The sequence below is a fragment of the Mesorhizobium sp. P2_F5 genome (genome assembly GCF_056403715.1).
In genome coordinates, this window is record NZ_JBFUEY010000007.1 from 61,215 (window position 1) to 77,084 (window position 15,870).

At 61.1% G+C, this 15,870-nt stretch carries 12 protein-coding genes; 9 read left to right on the forward strand and 3 right to left on the reverse strand.

Annotation, left to right across the window (positions count from 1 at the left end; genetic code table 11):
- Positions 1-14: 14 nt before the first annotated feature.
- The gene (gene mutY, locus AC1DYO_RS12190) at positions 15-1,118 is read right to left on the reverse strand and encodes an A/G-specific adenine glycosylase (protein ID WP_477263440.1); all 1,104 of its coding nucleotides are present in this window, start codon (positions 1,116-1,118) and stop codon (positions 15-17) included.
- Between the two features lie 50 nt (positions 1,119-1,168).
- Between mutY and AC1DYO_RS12195 the strand changes: the two genes are divergently transcribed.
- From AC1DYO_RS12195 to AC1DYO_RS12235, 9 genes are all read left to right on the forward strand, one after another.
- A complete protein-coding gene (locus AC1DYO_RS12195; protein ID WP_477263442.1) occupies positions 1,169-1,675 on the forward strand; it encodes a DUF721 domain-containing protein in 507 nt (168 codons plus the stop codon).
- Positions 1,676-1,831: 156 nt separating this feature from the next.
- Positions 1,832-2,563, forward strand: coding sequence for a DsbA family protein (locus AC1DYO_RS12200; RefSeq protein ID WP_477263444.1), 732 nt, complete (start codon positions 1,832-1,834; stop codon positions 2,561-2,563).
- Positions 2,564-2,632: 69 nt separating this feature from the next.
- Positions 2,633-6,091: a chromosome segregation protein SMC gene (gene smc / locus AC1DYO_RS12205; protein ID WP_477263446.1), complete on the forward strand. Its 3,459-nt coding sequence runs from the start codon at positions 2,633-2,635 to the stop codon at positions 6,089-6,091.
- A 166-nt stretch (positions 6,092-6,257) separates the two neighbouring features.
- Positions 6,258-7,241 (forward strand): NAD-dependent epimerase/dehydratase family protein, encoded by a 984-nt coding sequence (locus tag AC1DYO_RS12210; RefSeq protein WP_477263448.1) that lies wholly within the window; start codon positions 6,258-6,260, stop codon positions 7,239-7,241.
- A 135-nt stretch (positions 7,242-7,376) separates the two neighbouring features.
- Positions 7,377-7,976 (forward strand): hypothetical protein, encoded by a 600-nt coding sequence (locus AC1DYO_RS12215; protein ID WP_477263450.1) that lies wholly within the window; start codon positions 7,377-7,379, stop codon positions 7,974-7,976.
- A 540-nt stretch (positions 7,977-8,516) separates the two neighbouring features.
- Positions 8,517-8,756, forward strand: a complete 240-nt coding sequence (locus AC1DYO_RS12220; protein WP_477263452.1) for a hypothetical protein — start codon at positions 8,517-8,519, stop codon at positions 8,754-8,756.
- Positions 8,757-9,102: 346 nt separating this feature from the next.
- Positions 9,103-9,411, forward strand: a complete 309-nt coding sequence (locus AC1DYO_RS12225) for a hypothetical protein (RefSeq protein WP_477263454.1) — start codon at positions 9,103-9,105, stop codon at positions 9,409-9,411.
- Between the two features lie 252 nt (positions 9,412-9,663).
- On the forward strand, positions 9,664-11,346 hold the full coding sequence (locus AC1DYO_RS12230; protein WP_477263455.1) for a DUF6538 domain-containing protein: 1,683 nt from the start codon (positions 9,664-9,666) through the stop codon (positions 11,344-11,346).
- 320 nt (positions 11,347-11,666) lie between these two features.
- On the forward strand, positions 11,667-12,098 hold the full coding sequence (locus AC1DYO_RS12235) for an XRE family transcriptional regulator (RefSeq protein ID WP_477263457.1): 432 nt from the start codon (positions 11,667-11,669) through the stop codon (positions 12,096-12,098).
- Positions 12,099-12,839: 741 nt separating this feature from the next.
- Here the strand turns inward: AC1DYO_RS12235 and AC1DYO_RS12240 are convergent.
- Both AC1DYO_RS12240 and tnpA read right to left on the reverse strand, forming a co-directional pair.
- Positions 12,840-15,074, reverse strand: a complete 2,235-nt coding sequence (locus tag AC1DYO_RS12240; protein WP_477263459.1) for an adenylate/guanylate cyclase domain-containing protein — start codon at positions 15,072-15,074, stop codon at positions 12,840-12,842.
- 106 nt (positions 15,075-15,180) lie between these two features.
- Complete coding sequence (tnpA, locus tag AC1DYO_RS12245) at positions 15,181-15,573, reverse strand: IS66-like element accessory protein TnpA (RefSeq protein ID WP_477263461.1); 393 nt, start codon at positions 15,571-15,573, stop codon at positions 15,181-15,183.
- Positions 15,574-15,870 lie beyond the last annotated feature (297 nt).

Consider the following 15,870-nt stretch of genomic DNA (forward strand, 5'->3'; position numbering starts at 1 on the left):
CAATGCGATGCGATTCAATGCGGGCGGTGTTTCTTGGTCGCTCCCGGTATCGCCACTTCGATTACCTTTTTCATGACGGTTGGCAGCGCTTCCCCGGAAATGTCATGGGCCAGCGACCAGAAATGCCCTTCCGGGGCGTCACCTCTCATGTGGGCGTGAAAGACTTCGAGTTCGAGCGCGAAATGGGTGAAGACATGCGCGATCTCACCGGCGCGCCGCCAGTCGGCGGGGAAGGGAGCGGCGTCTGTCGTCGTCGCGCCGTCCACCCGCGCGGTCCAGCCGGTGGTCGGCACCTCGGTCATGCCACCGAGCAGGCCTTTGTCGGGTCGCTTGCGCAACAGGAGGGCGCCGTCGGCGCGCTCGGCCACAAAGGCAGCGCCGCGCCGCAATGGCTTGTCGGCCTTGGGCAAGCGGAGCGGGAAGCGCTCGGGATCGCCAGACAGGATGGCGCTGCAATCCTCGCGTACTGGGCACAGCATGCAGCGCGGCCGCTTTGGCGTGCAGATCGTCGCGCCAAGGTCCATCATCGCCTGTGCGAAGTCACCCGGCCTTGTCTGCGGAACCAGTTTTTCGACCAGCGCGCGAATTTCAGGCTTGGCCTCGCTGAGCGGCGTTTCGATCGAATAGAGCCGCGAGATGACACGTTCGACATTGCCGTCGACGACCGCCGCCGGGCGGTCGAAGGCGATTGCCGCGATCGCCGCCGCCGTATAGGCGCCGATGCCCGGCAATTCCCTCAATCCCGCTTCATTGTCGGGAAAGCGCCCGCCCTGCGCGGCAACGAGATCGGCGCAGGCCTTGAGGTTCCGCGCCCGCGAATAATAGCCGAGCCCGGCCCAGGCCTTCATCACATCCTCGGTCGGCGCCGCGGCCAGCGCCTTCACATCAGGCCATTTCTCGACGAAGGCGCGAAAATAGGACTTTACCGCCTCGACCGTGGTCTGCTGCAGCATAACTTCCGACAGCCAGATGCGGTAGGGATCCGGCCGTGCGCCGCCGGCAGCCGCGCGCGGCGCAATGCGCCACGGCAGCTCGCGGTGGTGCGCGTCGTACCAGGCAAGCAGGCGGGAAGCGCTGTCTCCGGATGCGGCCTTGCGGGTCTGTTCGTGCAGTGCCATTGATCGCGGGCTGGCTCTAGGCTGGTGTGGAGCGTGGCTGGAGAACGTACATGGCAGGGAGAACGCCTTACGGCAATCCCGTTCCGGTGAGCGATCTCGCGACCCAGATCCTCGATCCGGTGCTGCGCAAGCGGGCCGGCATTTCGATCGGGCTGGTGCAGTCGTGGGAAGAGATCGCCGGGCCGCGCCTTGCCGGCCATTCGCGCCCGGAAAAAATTCAATGGCCGCGCCGTATGCATGAGGACGACCCGTTCGAGCCGGCGACGCTGGTTATCGCCTGCGAAGGCATGGCGGCACTCCATCTGCAGCACGAAACGGGCGAAATCATCAACCGCGTCAATTCTTTCCTTGGCTTCAATGCGATCGGCAGGATCCGGATCGTGCAAAAGCCGGTGCTATCAGAGAAAGCCCGGCCGAAACCGGCTCCCAGGCCGCTGACGGCTGTCGAAAAGGCCAAATTGTCCGATACCGTGGGCAAGATCGAGGATGAGGGCCTGCGCGCCTCGCTGGAGCGCCTCGGCGCCACTATTCTCGGCGAGCGGAAGCGGCCAGGCTAGTCGGCCGGTCATGAACCCGTCACCAATCTCGCGCATTCGTGATGATGCATATAGAGTTAGGCGATTGGAATGGGGACAGCGATGCCTTAATTCCCGCCAACTCTCGCCTTTTCTAGCCTTTGCATTGCAAAATCCAACCATTGTCAGGTGATTCGCATGAACCGTAGCTTGTCCCGCAGAAACCTCCTGTCTTCGCTGGCAGCCATTCCGGCAGTGGCACTGCTCGCCGCATGCAGCGATTCCGGCGAGGACGCCAAGGCTGCGGACGTGAAGCCTGCGGCGCCAGCCGTGCCTGCTGCGACGCCTGCCACGCCGGCCGCCGCCAAGGCGCCGGACTCGACGGGCGACGTCAACATGGCGGAGCTGCTGAAGCCCGGCGCTCTGCCCGACAAGCAGCTCGGCAAGGACGACGCCAAGGTCACCATCGTCGAATATGCCTCGATGACCTGCCCGCATTGCGCGCATTTCGCCGCGACCACCTTCCCGGAGTTGAAGACCAAATACATCGACACCGGCAAAGCGCGCTACATCCTGCGCGAATTCCCGTTCGATCCGAGCGCCGAGGCCGGTTTCATGCTGGCGCGCTGTTCAAAGGACAATTATTTCCCGATGGTCGACGTGCTATTCAAGCAGCAGCCCAACTGGGTCGGCGTCAACAATACCAAGGATGCCCTGCTGCAGATCTCCAAGCTCGCCGGTTTTACACAGGAGTCCTTCGAGGCCTGCTTGACGGACCAGAAACTTCTGGACGATGTGAGATCGGTCCAGAAGCGCGGCGCCGATGAATTCAAGGTCGACTCGACGCCGACCTTCTTCATCAACGGAAAGACCTACAAAGGTGCGATGTCGATTGAGGAAATGTCGGCCATCATCGACCCTCTGCTCTGACGTCCAGGCGACGCCGGAGCGACTGCGCTTTGGCGTCTGCGCACCTCTGTGTCCTGTAGGCTGGCGCGAATGAAGTTTTCGCGCCTTCGCCTCCTCGGCTTCAAGTCCTTCGTCGAACCCGGCGAGTTCGTCATCGAACGCGGCCTGACCGGTATCGTCGGGCCGAATGGCTGCGGCAAGTCGAACCTTGTCGAGGCGATGCGCTGGGTGATGGGCGAAAGCTCGTACAAGAACATGCGCGCGTCCGGCATGGACGACGTGATCTTTTCCGGTTCGGGAACGCGCCCCGCGCGCAACACCGCCGAAGTCACGCTGTTCCTCGACAACAGCGACCGCACCGCGCCCGCCGCTTTCAACGACGCCGATGAATTGCAGGTGTCGCGCCGCATCGAGCGCGAGGCCGGCTCGCTCTACCGCATCAACGGCAAGGAAGCCCGCGCCAAGGACGTACAGCTTCTGTTCGCCGACCAGTCGACCGGCGCGCGCTCGCCCTCGATGGTCGGCCAGGGCCGCATCGGCGAGCTGATTCAGGCCAAGCCGCAGGCGCGCCGCGCCCTGCTTGAAGAAGCCGCGGGTATTTCCGGCCTGCACACGCGCCGGCACGAAGCCGAGCTGCGGCTGAAGGCTGCCGAGCAGAATCTGGAGCGGCTCGACGACGTCGTCGGCGAACTGGAGAGCCAGATCGAAAGCCTGAAGCGCCAGGCGCGCCAGGCCTCGCGCTTCAAGAACCTGTCGGCCGATATCCGCAAGGCGGAAGCCACGCTCTTGCATCTGCGCTGGACGCTGGCCAAGACCCAGGAGGGCGAGGCCCGCTCGGCGCTTGCCGTTGCCACCGCTTTGGTCGGCGACCGCGCCTCGGCGCAGATGAACGCCGCCAGGGAGCAAGGCATCGGCGCGCACCGGCTGCCCGACCTGCGCGACGCCGAAGCGGCCGCCGCCGCCGCCTTCCAACGCCTGTCGATCGCCAGAGCGCAGATCGAGGAGGAGGCCGGCCGCATCCGCGCCCGCCAGGCCGAACTCGAGCGCCGGCTGCAGCAGCTCGACGGCGACATCGCCCGCGAAGAACGCATGGTGCGCGACAATGCCGACATCCTTGAGCGCCTGCGCGAGGAAGAGGCGACGCTCAATTCCGAAAACGCCGGCGCCGCCGAACGCGAGGCCACCACGCGGGCCGCTTTCGAACAGGCCGGCGCCACGCTCGTCCAGAGTGAAGCCAGGCTCGCCGCGCTGACCGCCGAACGGGCCGAGGCCGCGGCCTCGCGCAACCAGATCGAGCGCACGCTGCGCGAAACCGCCGAACGCCGCGACCGTTTTGGCCGGCAGCTGGCCGACGTCGACCGCGAACTGTCCGAGATCATCTCCAAGGTCGCCGGCTTGCCCGACCCCGCCGAGAAGCGCGCCCTGGTCGAGGACGCGCTTGCCCGACTTGAGGAAACCGAGGCCGGCGCCATTGCCGCCGAACAGGCGGTTGTCGAGGCTCGTGCTGCTGAGAGTGCCGCCCGTCCGCCGCTGCAGGACGCCAGGGCGGAACTGGCCGGGATCGAGACCGAAGCCCGCACGCTGGCCAAGATCCTGAATGCCGCCAGTGGCGATCTTTTCCCATCGGTACTCGAACAGCTCAGCGTCGAACGCGGCTACGAGACGGCGCTTGGTGCTGCGCTCGGCGAAGACCTCGACGTGCCGCTCGACCGCAGCGCGCCGGTGCATTGGGGCGAAAGTCAGGTTCAATCAGGTGATGCGGCTCTGCCTGAAGGCATCAAGAGCCTCGCCAGTGTCGTGCGCGCGCCTTCGCAGCTTGGCCGAAGGCTGGCGCAGATCGGTATTGTCGATGCTGCCGACGGCCGCCGGCTGCAGGCACTGCTTGCGCCCGGCCAGCGGCTGGTCAGCCGCGACGGCGCGCTGTGGCGTTGGGATGGCCTGACCGCCAGCGCCGATGCGCCGACCGCGGCCGCGCAAAGGCTGGCGCAGAAGAACCGGCTGGCCGAGCTTGACGCCGAGGCGGTGCAGGCAACACAGATCGTGCGCGAGGCGGAAGGTGCCCTTGCCCAGGCCGAACAGGCGCTGCGCCAGGCGAGCGAGGCCGAGCGCAATGCCCGCCAGGCCGGACGCGATGCCCAGCACGGGCTGGACGCCGCCCGCAACGCACTGGCCGAGGCCGAAAAGGCCGGCGGCGAACTGGCAAGCCGTCGCGCCGCACTGGACGAGGCGCGCGCGCGCATCGTCGACAGCCATGAAGAGACGGCCGCCGCCTTTGCCGAGGCCGAAATGCTGCTGCAGGACGCGCCCGATCTCGGCGACCTGCAATTGCAGCTCGAACAATCCGCCGCCAATGTCGGCAGGGACCGCGCAACCCTTGCCGACGCGCGCGCCGTCCATGAGGGCCTGCGCCGCGAAGCCGAGGCGCGCACGCGCCGGCTCGACGCCATCGGCGCCGAGCGCAGCAGCTGGCTGCAGCGGGCCGAAAACGCCTCCACCCAGATCGCCTCGCTCGGCGAGCGCAGGGCCGAAGCCGAGGCCGAGCGCGAGACACTGGCCGACGCTCCCGACGAAATCGACGCCAGGCGGCGCGCGCTGCTGTCGCAGCTGACCGAGGCCGAGACCTTGCGCAAGGCGGCGGCCGACCGTTTGCAGGAGGCCGAGAACAAGCAGGCCGAGCTGGACAAGGCGGCAACCTCCGCGATCCAGTCGCTGGCCGATTCCCGCGAAACCCGCGTCCGCGCCGAAGAGCGGTTGACCGCTGCCGACGAACGCCGGCTGGAGGTCGAGGCGCGCATCCAGGAAACGCTGAACACGCCGCCGCATCTGGTCATCCGCCACACCGGTCTGGAAGCCGACAGCCCGATGCCGGAAATGGCCGAGATCGAACGCCAGCTCGACCGGCTGAAGGTCGAGCGCGAACGGCTCGGCGCCGTCAACCTGCGCGCCGAGGAAGAGCAGAAGGAATTGTCCGACCGGCTGGAGACCATCGTTTCCGAGCGCGAGGACATCATCGAGGCGATCCGCAAGCTGAGGCAAGCGATCCAGAGCCTGAACCGCGAGGGCCGCGAACGGCTGCTCGCCGCTTTCGATGTCGTCAACGGCCATTTCCAGCGGCTGTTCTCGCATCTGTTCGGTGGCGGCACGGCCGAGCTGCAGCTGATCGAATCCGACGATCCGCTCGAGGCCGGGCTCGAAATTCTCGCGCGCCCCCCCGGCAAGAAGCCGCAGACGATGACGCTGCTGTCCGGCGGCGAACAGGCGCTGACGGCGATGTCGCTGATCTTTGCCGTGTTCCTGACCAATCCGGCGCCGATCTGCGTGCTCGACGAAGTCGACGCACCGCTCGACGATCACAATGTCGAGCGCTTCTGCAACCTGATGGACGAAATGGCCGCCACCACCGAGACGCGCTTCGTCATCATCACGCACAATCCGATCACCATGGCGCGCATGAACCGCCTGTTCGGCGTGACCATGGCCGAGCAGGGCGTCAGCCAGCTGGTGTCGGTCGATCTGCAGGCCGCCGAGGCGATGCGCGAGGCGAGCTGACGCGTCAGAGCATGATGCCGAAAAGTGTGAAGCGGTTTTCGGACGACATCATGCTCTACTGATTTTAGTCGCCAGTGGCCTCAATCACGGCTTTCGATTATAGCAGCAATGGAATGCAGCCAATCGCCCCTGATGGCTGGCTTGGTCATGTGCCTGGAGAACGTTGTTGCCTGTACTCGTCACCGGAGCCGCGGGGTTCATCGGAAGCCATGTCTGCCATCATCTGCTGAACCGTGGCGAGGCGGTCGTCGGCGTCGACAACATGAACGACTATTACGACCTGGCGCTGAAGGAGGGCCGGCTCGCCCGCCTCACGCCGCACAAGGACTTTTCCTTTCACCAGCTCGACATCGCCGAGCCCGGAGCGCTCGCCGATGCGCTGGCCGGACAAGGCATCGTCAAGGTCGTGCATCTGGCAGCACAAGCGGGCGTGCGCCATTCGCTCGACAATCCCCGGCTCTATGTCCGTTCCAACGTCGTTGGTCATCTCGAAGTGCTCGAATTCTGCCGCGCAACAGCCGGCTTCGAGCACCTGGTCTACGCCTCGTCGAGTTCGGTCTATGGCGGCAACCGCAAGGTGCCGTTCTCGGAGACCGATCAGGTCGACAGGCCGGTCTCGCTCTACGCCGCCACCAAGAAGGCCGACGAGCTAATGAGCCATACCTACGCTCATCTCTTCGGCCTGCCGCTGACCGGCCTGCGCTTCTTCACCGTCTACGGTCCCTGGGGCCGGCCCGACATGGCCTACTGGCTGTTCACCCAGGCGATGCTCGAGGGCAGGCCGATCCGGGTCTTCAACGATGGCGAGATGTGGCGCGATTTCACCTATATCGACGATGTCGTGCGCGCCATTGCCGCCGTGCTCGACAAGCCGCCGGTCGAGGCGCCGCCATGCCGGCTCTACAATGTCGGCAACAATCGGCCCGAGCGGCTAAACGATTTCATCGCCACGCTGGAGCGTCTGCTCGGCGTCACCGCCATCCGCAACAGCGAGCCGATGCAGACCAGCGACGTCGAACAGACCTATGCCGACATGACGGCACTGGAGCGCGATTTCGGCTTCAGGCCAAGCGTTTCGATCGAGGACGGCCTGAAGAAATTTGTCGACTGGTACCGGTCGGAATGGATGGCGAAGGTGGCAAAGGGCTGATTGCCGGGAGCCGCCATAAATCCAAAACGCAAACTGCCCGCCGCGCATTCGGAGGGATTTGCGTGCCGGCGGAGAGGGAAACTTAAGCGCAAGCTGAGAGACTGACGCTACGTCAAGGCGACGGGGAGGCTTGCGGTGGACCTGAACTACGACTTCGAAATGCAGTCGATCTTGCCGAAGGCCGTCTGGCTCGTCCCGGAATGCAAGGAGCTGCTGGACGGGCAGGGGATCGCCCACAATGTCAAAGGCAATTACGTGCCGGCCTTCGTCGATCCGGCAACCGTCGTCGCGCTGTGGCGGGAAAGTGCCGAACTCAGATCGACCTTGATAAAATCGGACTGGAGCACGCTGCCCTATGAAGGCGAAACGGATGCGGGCAAGGCGCATTTTCTGATCCCCAAATTGATGGAGATCCATGCCAAGGCCGGCAGTGGCGCCTACGACGCGAACGCCGTCCGTTACGCGGTCTGGGATCTTTTCGGTTTCACCAAGAAGTTGACCATGGGCGAGATCCTCGACGCGAACGGCAAGCCCACATGCTCCGTGCTGACCCAGCAAAGAATGCAAAGCGCCCGGCCGACCGCGAATTTCGATGCCTACAAGGTGCTCATGGCCATGGCCTCCGATCGCAAAAATCAACCGGTGTCTGAGAAACCGTCACCGACCAAAACGACGGAGGCGATCTCCGGCCTGTTTGGACGCGCCGCCCGGGCCTTTGGCCGCAAGACGAACTGACGGCCGCTTGTCGGATCAACGCGCAACTTCGGTTGATGAAAGACGATGGGACGCATGGCGCCCCCAACTCAAACGCATCAACCCAAAAAAGTGTGTCGCGAACGATTTCGTGTTTTGTCGCCGACCGGCAGACGCCACGTTCATCGGAAGCCAAGGAAGCTCAGTATCGCAATCACGATCACTACTGCTCCGACGAGCCAAATTATATTGTTCACGATATCTCTCCCGAAATCTGTTGCTGGGAGTGAACTCGTTAGAGCCTACTAACGTTCCCGCATTTTTCTGCGACGAAACAAATGACCGCCATCCCTTTCGTCGGCCGGCGGACTAAGGTCCGATCAGGGTTATGACTGAAGTCTTGGTGCCTGAGCCATAGGTCTGAGGGCGGCAACCTATGCCCTCCCAATACATTAGGACCGGGCTGCCGAGTATGAGTCCCTTCATCGGTGGTCAATCGGGTGCCCGCCATTCCTGAGAGACTAGCGGGCACCCGATTTCCGTTCACCCCAAACGGCGTGCGTTTCAATAGCGAGGCAAACAGTGACCTTTGTCCAGAGATCAGTGCGTGACGGCGCAACCCGACCAGCAAACGACAATGACAGTCATACCCATACCCCGGAAGTTTCTTCGATCCTTGACCTCATACCGTCGGCTGACGACGACAAGGTCGCTGACCTTGTCAGGCGAACAGAGCGCTTGGGAATCGCCGTGCTTATCGCGATGGGGATTTTGCTGATCTTGGCACCGGTGGTCTACTTTGCGCTTTCTTACGGGATCTGAGACGGCCTGATTGGTGGTCCTCTCGGAAGTCCTGAAAAGCCAACGGTCTTCCTCGCAAGACAGATGCTTCACACCACGGATCAGCAGATCGAACGCGACGACATAGAGGGTCGTGCACAGCGCTCCTTTGTCGAGTTGCGCAACTCCTCGTGGTCGGCTTTGAAAGAGTGTCTCCACCAGAAGTTGCCAACAAGACCTAGTGTCGCAATTCCCCCTTTCGACATGCCGTGTTGAGCGGAGCAGCCGTCACTGATCGCGGCGCGCGCACCGACGATGGCCCTCGGAACCAAAGGGATGGGACGCGGTTATCCCCGCGAAGGGATAATTAGCAGATGGAGATATTGCAATGAAAACAATGATCGTGAGCGCTTTGGCGCTGTTCATGGCGATGCCGGCGATAGCGTCGGCAGCCGAAGCCGACGTCATCATCACAACCCACCATCGACATCATCACAAGAACGTCAAGATCATCAATGACCAGGGCCAACGACTTCATCATCGTAGACACGGCACGGTTGCCTTTTACGACCACGGCCGCAGACACCACCGCCCGGATACTGTTATCGTGACTGGCTCGATCGAGAGTCGCCATCATTGGTATCATCGATACCATCGGCATCATCGCGTTATCATCCAGGACGACAACGACTACTGATCCTCTTCGCACGGCCCGGCTCTGTGGATGGAGTCGGGTCGCGTGGGGACTCGGATAGCCCCTGACGGCAGCCATTCATGGCATCTGTAAATCATTGATTTCAAAAGGCATGTGAATTGGCTGGGGCGCCAGGACATTAATCCAGCGCTGCCTAAGTAAATGAATTTCCACAACCTATTGCTTTAACTTTAGTTTCAGGCGCATAACTGACCTAGACCGGTGACCTAAGTTGCACCCGTCAGATCGGATAAATTGCCCCAAACCTCACATATCAAAAGACGTGGCTCGACCTACTATGCACAGGTCGCGGTGCCACTCGATTTGCAGCCGATCATGAACAGAAAGACCATGGACAGGTCGCTGCGCACAAAAGACCCGCGCGAAGCGAAACGTCTCGTGCGTCCGATCTTAGATGAGTGGGATCGCCTGTTTAGCGAAGCCCGCCGTCAATCAGCGATAGCCATAGAGCAGCGCCAGCCGTTGTCGGTAGCACAGATAGCTATGCGCGACTACAAGTCTCAGATCGCCTTCGACGCTGAGCTACGTGAAGCCGATCACCGTTGGGCGCAAATCGGTGTCGACTATGACGAAGCCCGCCGGTTCCGCGATGGCTATTCCGGTATCCTTTCCGACGACCAGCTTGAAGAGATCGTTGGCGCTCGCGTCGACCATCACATGGCAGCGCTAGGCCAGCGATCGCCGAAAGGCAGCGAGGAGTGGCGGACAATCGCGCAAGCACTCTGTGCGTCCACCTATGAAGCCCGCAGCAGGCAAGATGAGCGCGATGGCGGTGATTTTACCGGGACGCCGAAGCACCCGCTATTGATCGATGTAGAGCCGGAAGCTGTGGTCGTTGAAGCGGGCGCAGGCATCATGGACCTCTATGACACGTATTCGCGTGAGAACTCCAAAGGCATCAGCCAGGACACGCTGACGCAAGCCCGGCGCGACGTTAAGCTGTTTGCCGGGACGACAGGCGATATTCCAGCTTCCAAGATCGACAAGAAGTCAGTTCGCAACTGGAAGGCGCTCTTGATGGACTATCCGGTGAAGGCTGCCGAAATCACTGCCTTCCGCGGCATGACCATGAAGCAGGTTATTGAGGCCAACGTCTTGGTCAAGAAGCCGGCTATCACAGATCGCACCGTGAATCGGTACCTCTCATCGCTTGGCGCGTTCTGCGAATGGCTTGCCCACAACGAGTATCTCGACCGCAATCCTGTCGACGGTTTCTCGCAGAAGGTCGACAAAGCGAAGCGATCGCAAAAGCCGTTCTCCTCCGACCAAATGAATACGCTGTTTGCATCGCCGCTGTTCACCGGATGCCAAAACGATGACGACTGGCACCTTGCGGGCAATCACGCTGTTCGCGATCACCGCTACTGGTTGCCGCTGGTGATGCTCTACAGCGGGGCGCGGCCGGCAGAGATCGCCCAGCTCCATGTCGAGGACGTGCGAGAGCATCACGGCTCATGGATAATCCATATCACCACGGAAGGCGGCGGAGGCAAATCGACCAAGACTAAGGGCTCAATGCGCGTCGTTCCGGTGCACCCGCAACTGGTCGCCCTCGGCTTCATTACCTACTGTGAACGCATGAAGGCGAACGCTGAGACCCGCCTATTCCCGAAGGCCGTCCGAAACCAGCGCGGCCAGATGGTCGCCGACTTCTCACGTGACTTCGGCCGCTATCTGACGCGGATAGGGGTCAAGGTCGGACGAGGGCTTTCGCTCTACAGCTTCCGGCACGGCTTTGTAGACGCCCTTCGCCGAGCCGAATACCTTGATGAACAATTTGGGTTCTTGATTGGCCACAAAGCCCATTCCATGACTGAACAATATGGCAGCCTGCCTCAAGGCATGCTTCGTCAGCGCATCGAGATGATCAACCGGGTCGAATATCCGGGGTTGGATCTCAAACACCTCTACCACTAGCTCTGCCGACCAAGGGGCTCAGCCTTAAAGGCCAACCCCCAAGCCACGGACATGGCTCCATCGTGCTACGGGGCCGACAGTCTAACGCACAGGCGGATCTCAGAACCGTTGGTGGGGGTACAATCCCGCACTTTCGCAGGCCAGAGACGCGGCGCCTCCCATCCGGGATGCGGCCGGCTACAGGGGTGCCATACTGCAGAGGATCGAAAAAGACCACAAGTGTAGGGGCAAACACTCGCCAAATTATACGCGAATATCCCGTTATGATATTGCTATATATAAGATGTAAATTATCTTATGTAGCAGAAAGCAAGAATAACATGAACACACCTCCAGGTCGTCCAAATGCAAATACGGAAATCTCAAGGTTCATAGATGGTCGCATCGATCAGCTAAAGGGGCGGAAGAGCCAGAAAGACATCGCTGTCCAAGCAGGATTCACCAATGTCAATGTTCTCTCGATGATAAAGTCCGGCGCGACGAAAGTGCCGTTTGATCGGGTTCCGGGGCTTGCGAAAGCCCTTGAGTGCGACCCCGCGCGGCTATTTCTCTTGGCGCTCGAGCAATACTTTGAGAGCAGCGCGTTGGTGGCGATCAAGCAGATCTTCGGAACTGTGGTGAGCGAGAACGAGGTGTCTTGGGTCGAGGCGCTTCGTAGGGCCTCCGATAATACCGATCCACCCCTGACCGCAAAACGCGCAAAGATATTGCGCGCGATTTTTGGGAAGATCGGACCATACCCTGGCCAATGACATCGCGGCAGGTCGATCGATGCCGATGACCAAAGCCCGGCAGCCGATGGCCGCTCCGGTCTGGGCGGATGTATCCGACTGGGAGTGAACGTTAATCCCGTCCGCACAATCGGATGCTTTACAGCCGTGGCCCCAATGATCGCTGGTGCCACGGATAGGCTTGTGCGACGTGCGCCTCGGTTCCTGGGAACCAATCGACTTTATTCGCTTGAGGGGATGCCCCATAGCGAAGTCCTAGAGGGTATTTGGTCAGCGGTGGGGATGCCTCCTGTTGCGGCAGACAAAATTCCGACAATGCTCCACTTTCGATGGGAGGTAAGAACAACGGGCCGTTCTCGTCGTTCGCTCGCAACGGCGTCCGATCCGCTAGGATTCGGGCGAGCATTAGCGACCCGGACGCGATCCTCCCGCGTGTGCGACGCCATCGCCACATCGTGGCGGCGCATCTACTGAGATCGATGCGCTGAAGACGGCACGGCTCGCGAGGATATTGCGATGTGGCGAATAAATTTTGCGAGCGGCACAGTGAAACTCTGGGAGCCGTCCGAACCGAATTCTCCAAGCATGCCATCACCCATTAGCTCGACGATGCGACCATGACGGCGCGCAATCTCCGAATCGAACAGAAGCTTCCTGCCCTCGCTCATCCGCTCATGCGTCCCTTTTTCGTCCGCTCCATCATGGCGGAATAGCTCATCACATCGGCGGCAAGAATGGTGGGATTGCGGTCCTTGGGCTAGCTCACTTCACCACTGAAAACTCGAACCGGGCGTTTTGACTCACCAGAAGATACTGATAGTTGTTAGCGGCACTGCCGGCGCGATTGCGGAAGATGGCGCTGCATGATTGCCCGCCGCCGCTAAGGTTACAGAACACATCGCCGACAATTCGGGTCTTGCCTTCCACCATTTCGGAACCGACCATCACCCGCGACGTTCCGTCGAGTGTCGTTGTTCGCGAATACGCGTCTGCCGATGTAAGCGCCCGGCCGCGCAGCTCGTGGCCGAATAGAAGCGTCTTGATCTCGGGCCCGGTCAGGCGATCCTTGGAATTCGGGTCGATGCCGAATGGCAGTTCGGGGACACCGGCCTTGCGGAGCCCGTCAAGAATGCGCTCGAGATCGGCATCGTTCTTGAAGCTGTAATCCTTTGTCGCAAGCAATACGGTGAATTCGTCATAGCCACGACCGGCGATGTAGGATGTGATCTGCTCTTTGACCCTCGCCGCATCGGCGCTTCGACCGAGATGTCCGTAAACCGTGATGAGCAGTCTGAGGCGCTGATAGCCAAGCCAAAAGATCGACCAGTAGGGCGAATCTTCCGCGCTGGGATTCGACTTCTCCAGCGCCTCGGCGGCTTCGCTGAAGCGACCGAGACCTATATAGGCTAGCGCCGCCATGACGTATCGGCCGGAATTCCAGCGCGGGTCTATGCGCCTGACGGCTTCGAGATATTCAAGTCCTTCCGCAGGCCGTCCGCTCAGGGTGAGCACCCAGCTCATTTCCTCGAAGATATAGGGGTTGCTGGGGTCGAGGGCGATGCCTCTTTCGCTTGCGGCTAGCGCCGCATCGTGCTCATGGCGCGAGATCGAGTGCTCAGCAAGAAGCATATAGAAGATAGCCGACGGATGCTTGGCCGCATCGGCGAAATAGACGTCTGACTTGGCATTGATCTCCGCCTCCGACAGCCCAAGGACGGCTTGCGACGCCTTGTCATCGGCGTTCCAATAGAGCCAAGCGAGTTCGGCACTGGCGCGACCGAAGTCAGGATCGAGTCTCAAGGCCTCCAGAAGATACGGGATTGCGCTCTTGGTATGCTCAGCCGTTCCGCGATAGGAGAGTTCAAGTCCTTTGAGGTAGGCATCATACGCCGACGGATTGTTCGTGCCGCCCGCAGCGCCTTCCTTACCTTCGCCAGAGACCAGCCGCAGCTCCAGGGTTCCGGCGATGTTGGCGATCACCTTGTCTTGAAGCGCGAAGACATCGGCCCATTTGCCCTCAAAGCGCTCGGCCCACAGATGACCACCCGATTGCGAGTCGATCAACTGCGCATTGATGCGCAGGTCATCGGCTATGCGTCGCGTGCTGCCTTCGAGGATGTAGCGCACGCCAAGCTCTTTGGCGACTTGCGACGGCGCTGTCGCCTTGCCCTTGTAGGTGAAGGCTGCGTTGCGCGAGATGACGAAGAGACCGGGGATGCGGGCAAGCTCGGTCGTCAAATCCTCTGTGATGCCGTCGGCCAGATAGCCTTGCTCCCTGTCGTCGCTCAAATTGGCGAAGGGGAGCACTACGAGCGAAGGCTTATTATCGGCTACCGTCGAGACGGTCTCGGTAACAGGAGTGTGCCGCATGAACCAGTAATTGGTGCCCCCCGCGAGGCCAGCCAGAATGAGGGCCAGCGCCAGACCTGCGACGAGACGTTGCCAGGGCAGGTGCTTCGGAAGCGGCGGCGCATTGGCCGCGCCGTCCGGCCTCACGCGATAAGCCTGCACCGGCTCGGCGATGTTCTTGACCTTCTGGTCGCCCATCGATTCAAAGCGGAAGGCAAGCTTTTTTTCGACTTCCTTTGCAACTTTGCCCGAGACGCAGATGCCTCCAGGGTCGGCTAGTTGTTCGAGGCGCGTGGCGATATTGACACCTTCACCATAGCGGTCCTCGCCTTCGACGATGACTTCTCCCAGATTGATGCCGATGCGCACGAGCACGCGCTGATCTTCTGGAATCGCAGCATTTCGTTCGGCCAGTCCGCGCTGCAGGCTTACGGCGCATTCGACAGCGTCGATGACAGAGCCGAACTCGGCCAGCATGCCATCACCCATGAGCTTGAAAATTCGGCCGTGATGACGGGCTATTTCTGGCTCGAACAGTTCCTTGCGTCTGGCACTTAATCGCTCGTATGTGCCTTTCTCATCACGCTCCATGAGTGCCGAATAGCCAACGACATCGGCGGCTAAAATAACGGCGAGCTTGCGCTCCACGGCAGTGACCCTTTGCGAACTCCCCGCAACTGTAACTTTACGCAACTGAATATGGAAGAAATGAAAATCATTGGAACGTCGCGTGTCTTTGCATGAGCCAAGAAAACTAACACCCGAGGTTATAGCCAGTATGGAGGCAGTAGCGCAGATGTCCAACCGTGGACCGAAGCAGGCGAAAGCGATTACAGAAAATCTCATTCTCGCGGCCCGCAAATCGCGCGACGCGAATCGTCGCCACAACGCTCGATGGCTGCGTGGCGACAGCGTCCGGTTCCGCTGTAACGATCATCGGGATCAATTGCGGAGCCGCCGATACGGCCGGCACACGCACTTCGTCGCGATAGCGCTTGCGCCAACTGAAGACTTGGTTCGCGTTCACATCATATTGCCGGGCGACCTTTGAAACCGACGAGCCAGGCATCAACGATGCAGCGACAATCTCACGCTTCAATGCTTCCGGCCAGGAGCGGTGACGTCTCCCAGTCAAAGTTGTGTCCATAACCAATTTTGTGGACACTTCCCGCCCTCGCAAATCCTCAGATCATCTCAACGTCGGCGAATTGACGCGATCATGGAAGGCGGCCCTCGGCGAAGGGATACGGAGGTAAGTCCGGGAGGTCGGGCGCGAAACCGCATGTCCTGGGCGATGATTGTTGAGATCCAGTCTCTTTTTAGGAGACGGTTCTGAACGAGCGGGGAGGTTGACAATGTCAACTTGGCGATTCGATAGCGACGGTTCGCGACCTAATTCTGTCAACCAGAATGTAATGCGTTCTCTTAAGCCGTAAGAGCGCGC

Coding starts and splice junctions, on each gene's coding strand:
- mutY (WP_477263440.1), bottom strand. CDS start 1,118: ATGGCACTGCACGAACAGACCCGCAAGGCCGCATCCGGAGACAGCGCT.
- AC1DYO_RS12195 (WP_477263442.1), top strand. CDS start 1,169: ATGGCAGGGAGAACGCCTTACGGCAATCCCGTTCCGGTGAGCGATCTC.
- tnpA (WP_477263461.1), bottom strand. CDS start 15,573: ATGGACACAACTTTGACTGGGAGACGTCACCGCTCCTGGCCGGAAGCA.
- AC1DYO_RS12235 (WP_477263457.1), top strand. CDS start 11,667: ATGAACACACCTCCAGGTCGTCCAAATGCAAATACGGAAATCTCAAGG.
- AC1DYO_RS12225 (WP_477263454.1), top strand. CDS start 9,103: ATGAAAACAATGATCGTGAGCGCTTTGGCGCTGTTCATGGCGATGCCG.
- smc (WP_477263446.1), top strand. CDS start 2,633: ATGAAGTTTTCGCGCCTTCGCCTCCTCGGCTTCAAGTCCTTCGTCGAA.
- AC1DYO_RS12200 (WP_477263444.1), top strand. CDS start 1,832: ATGAACCGTAGCTTGTCCCGCAGAAACCTCCTGTCTTCGCTGGCAGCC.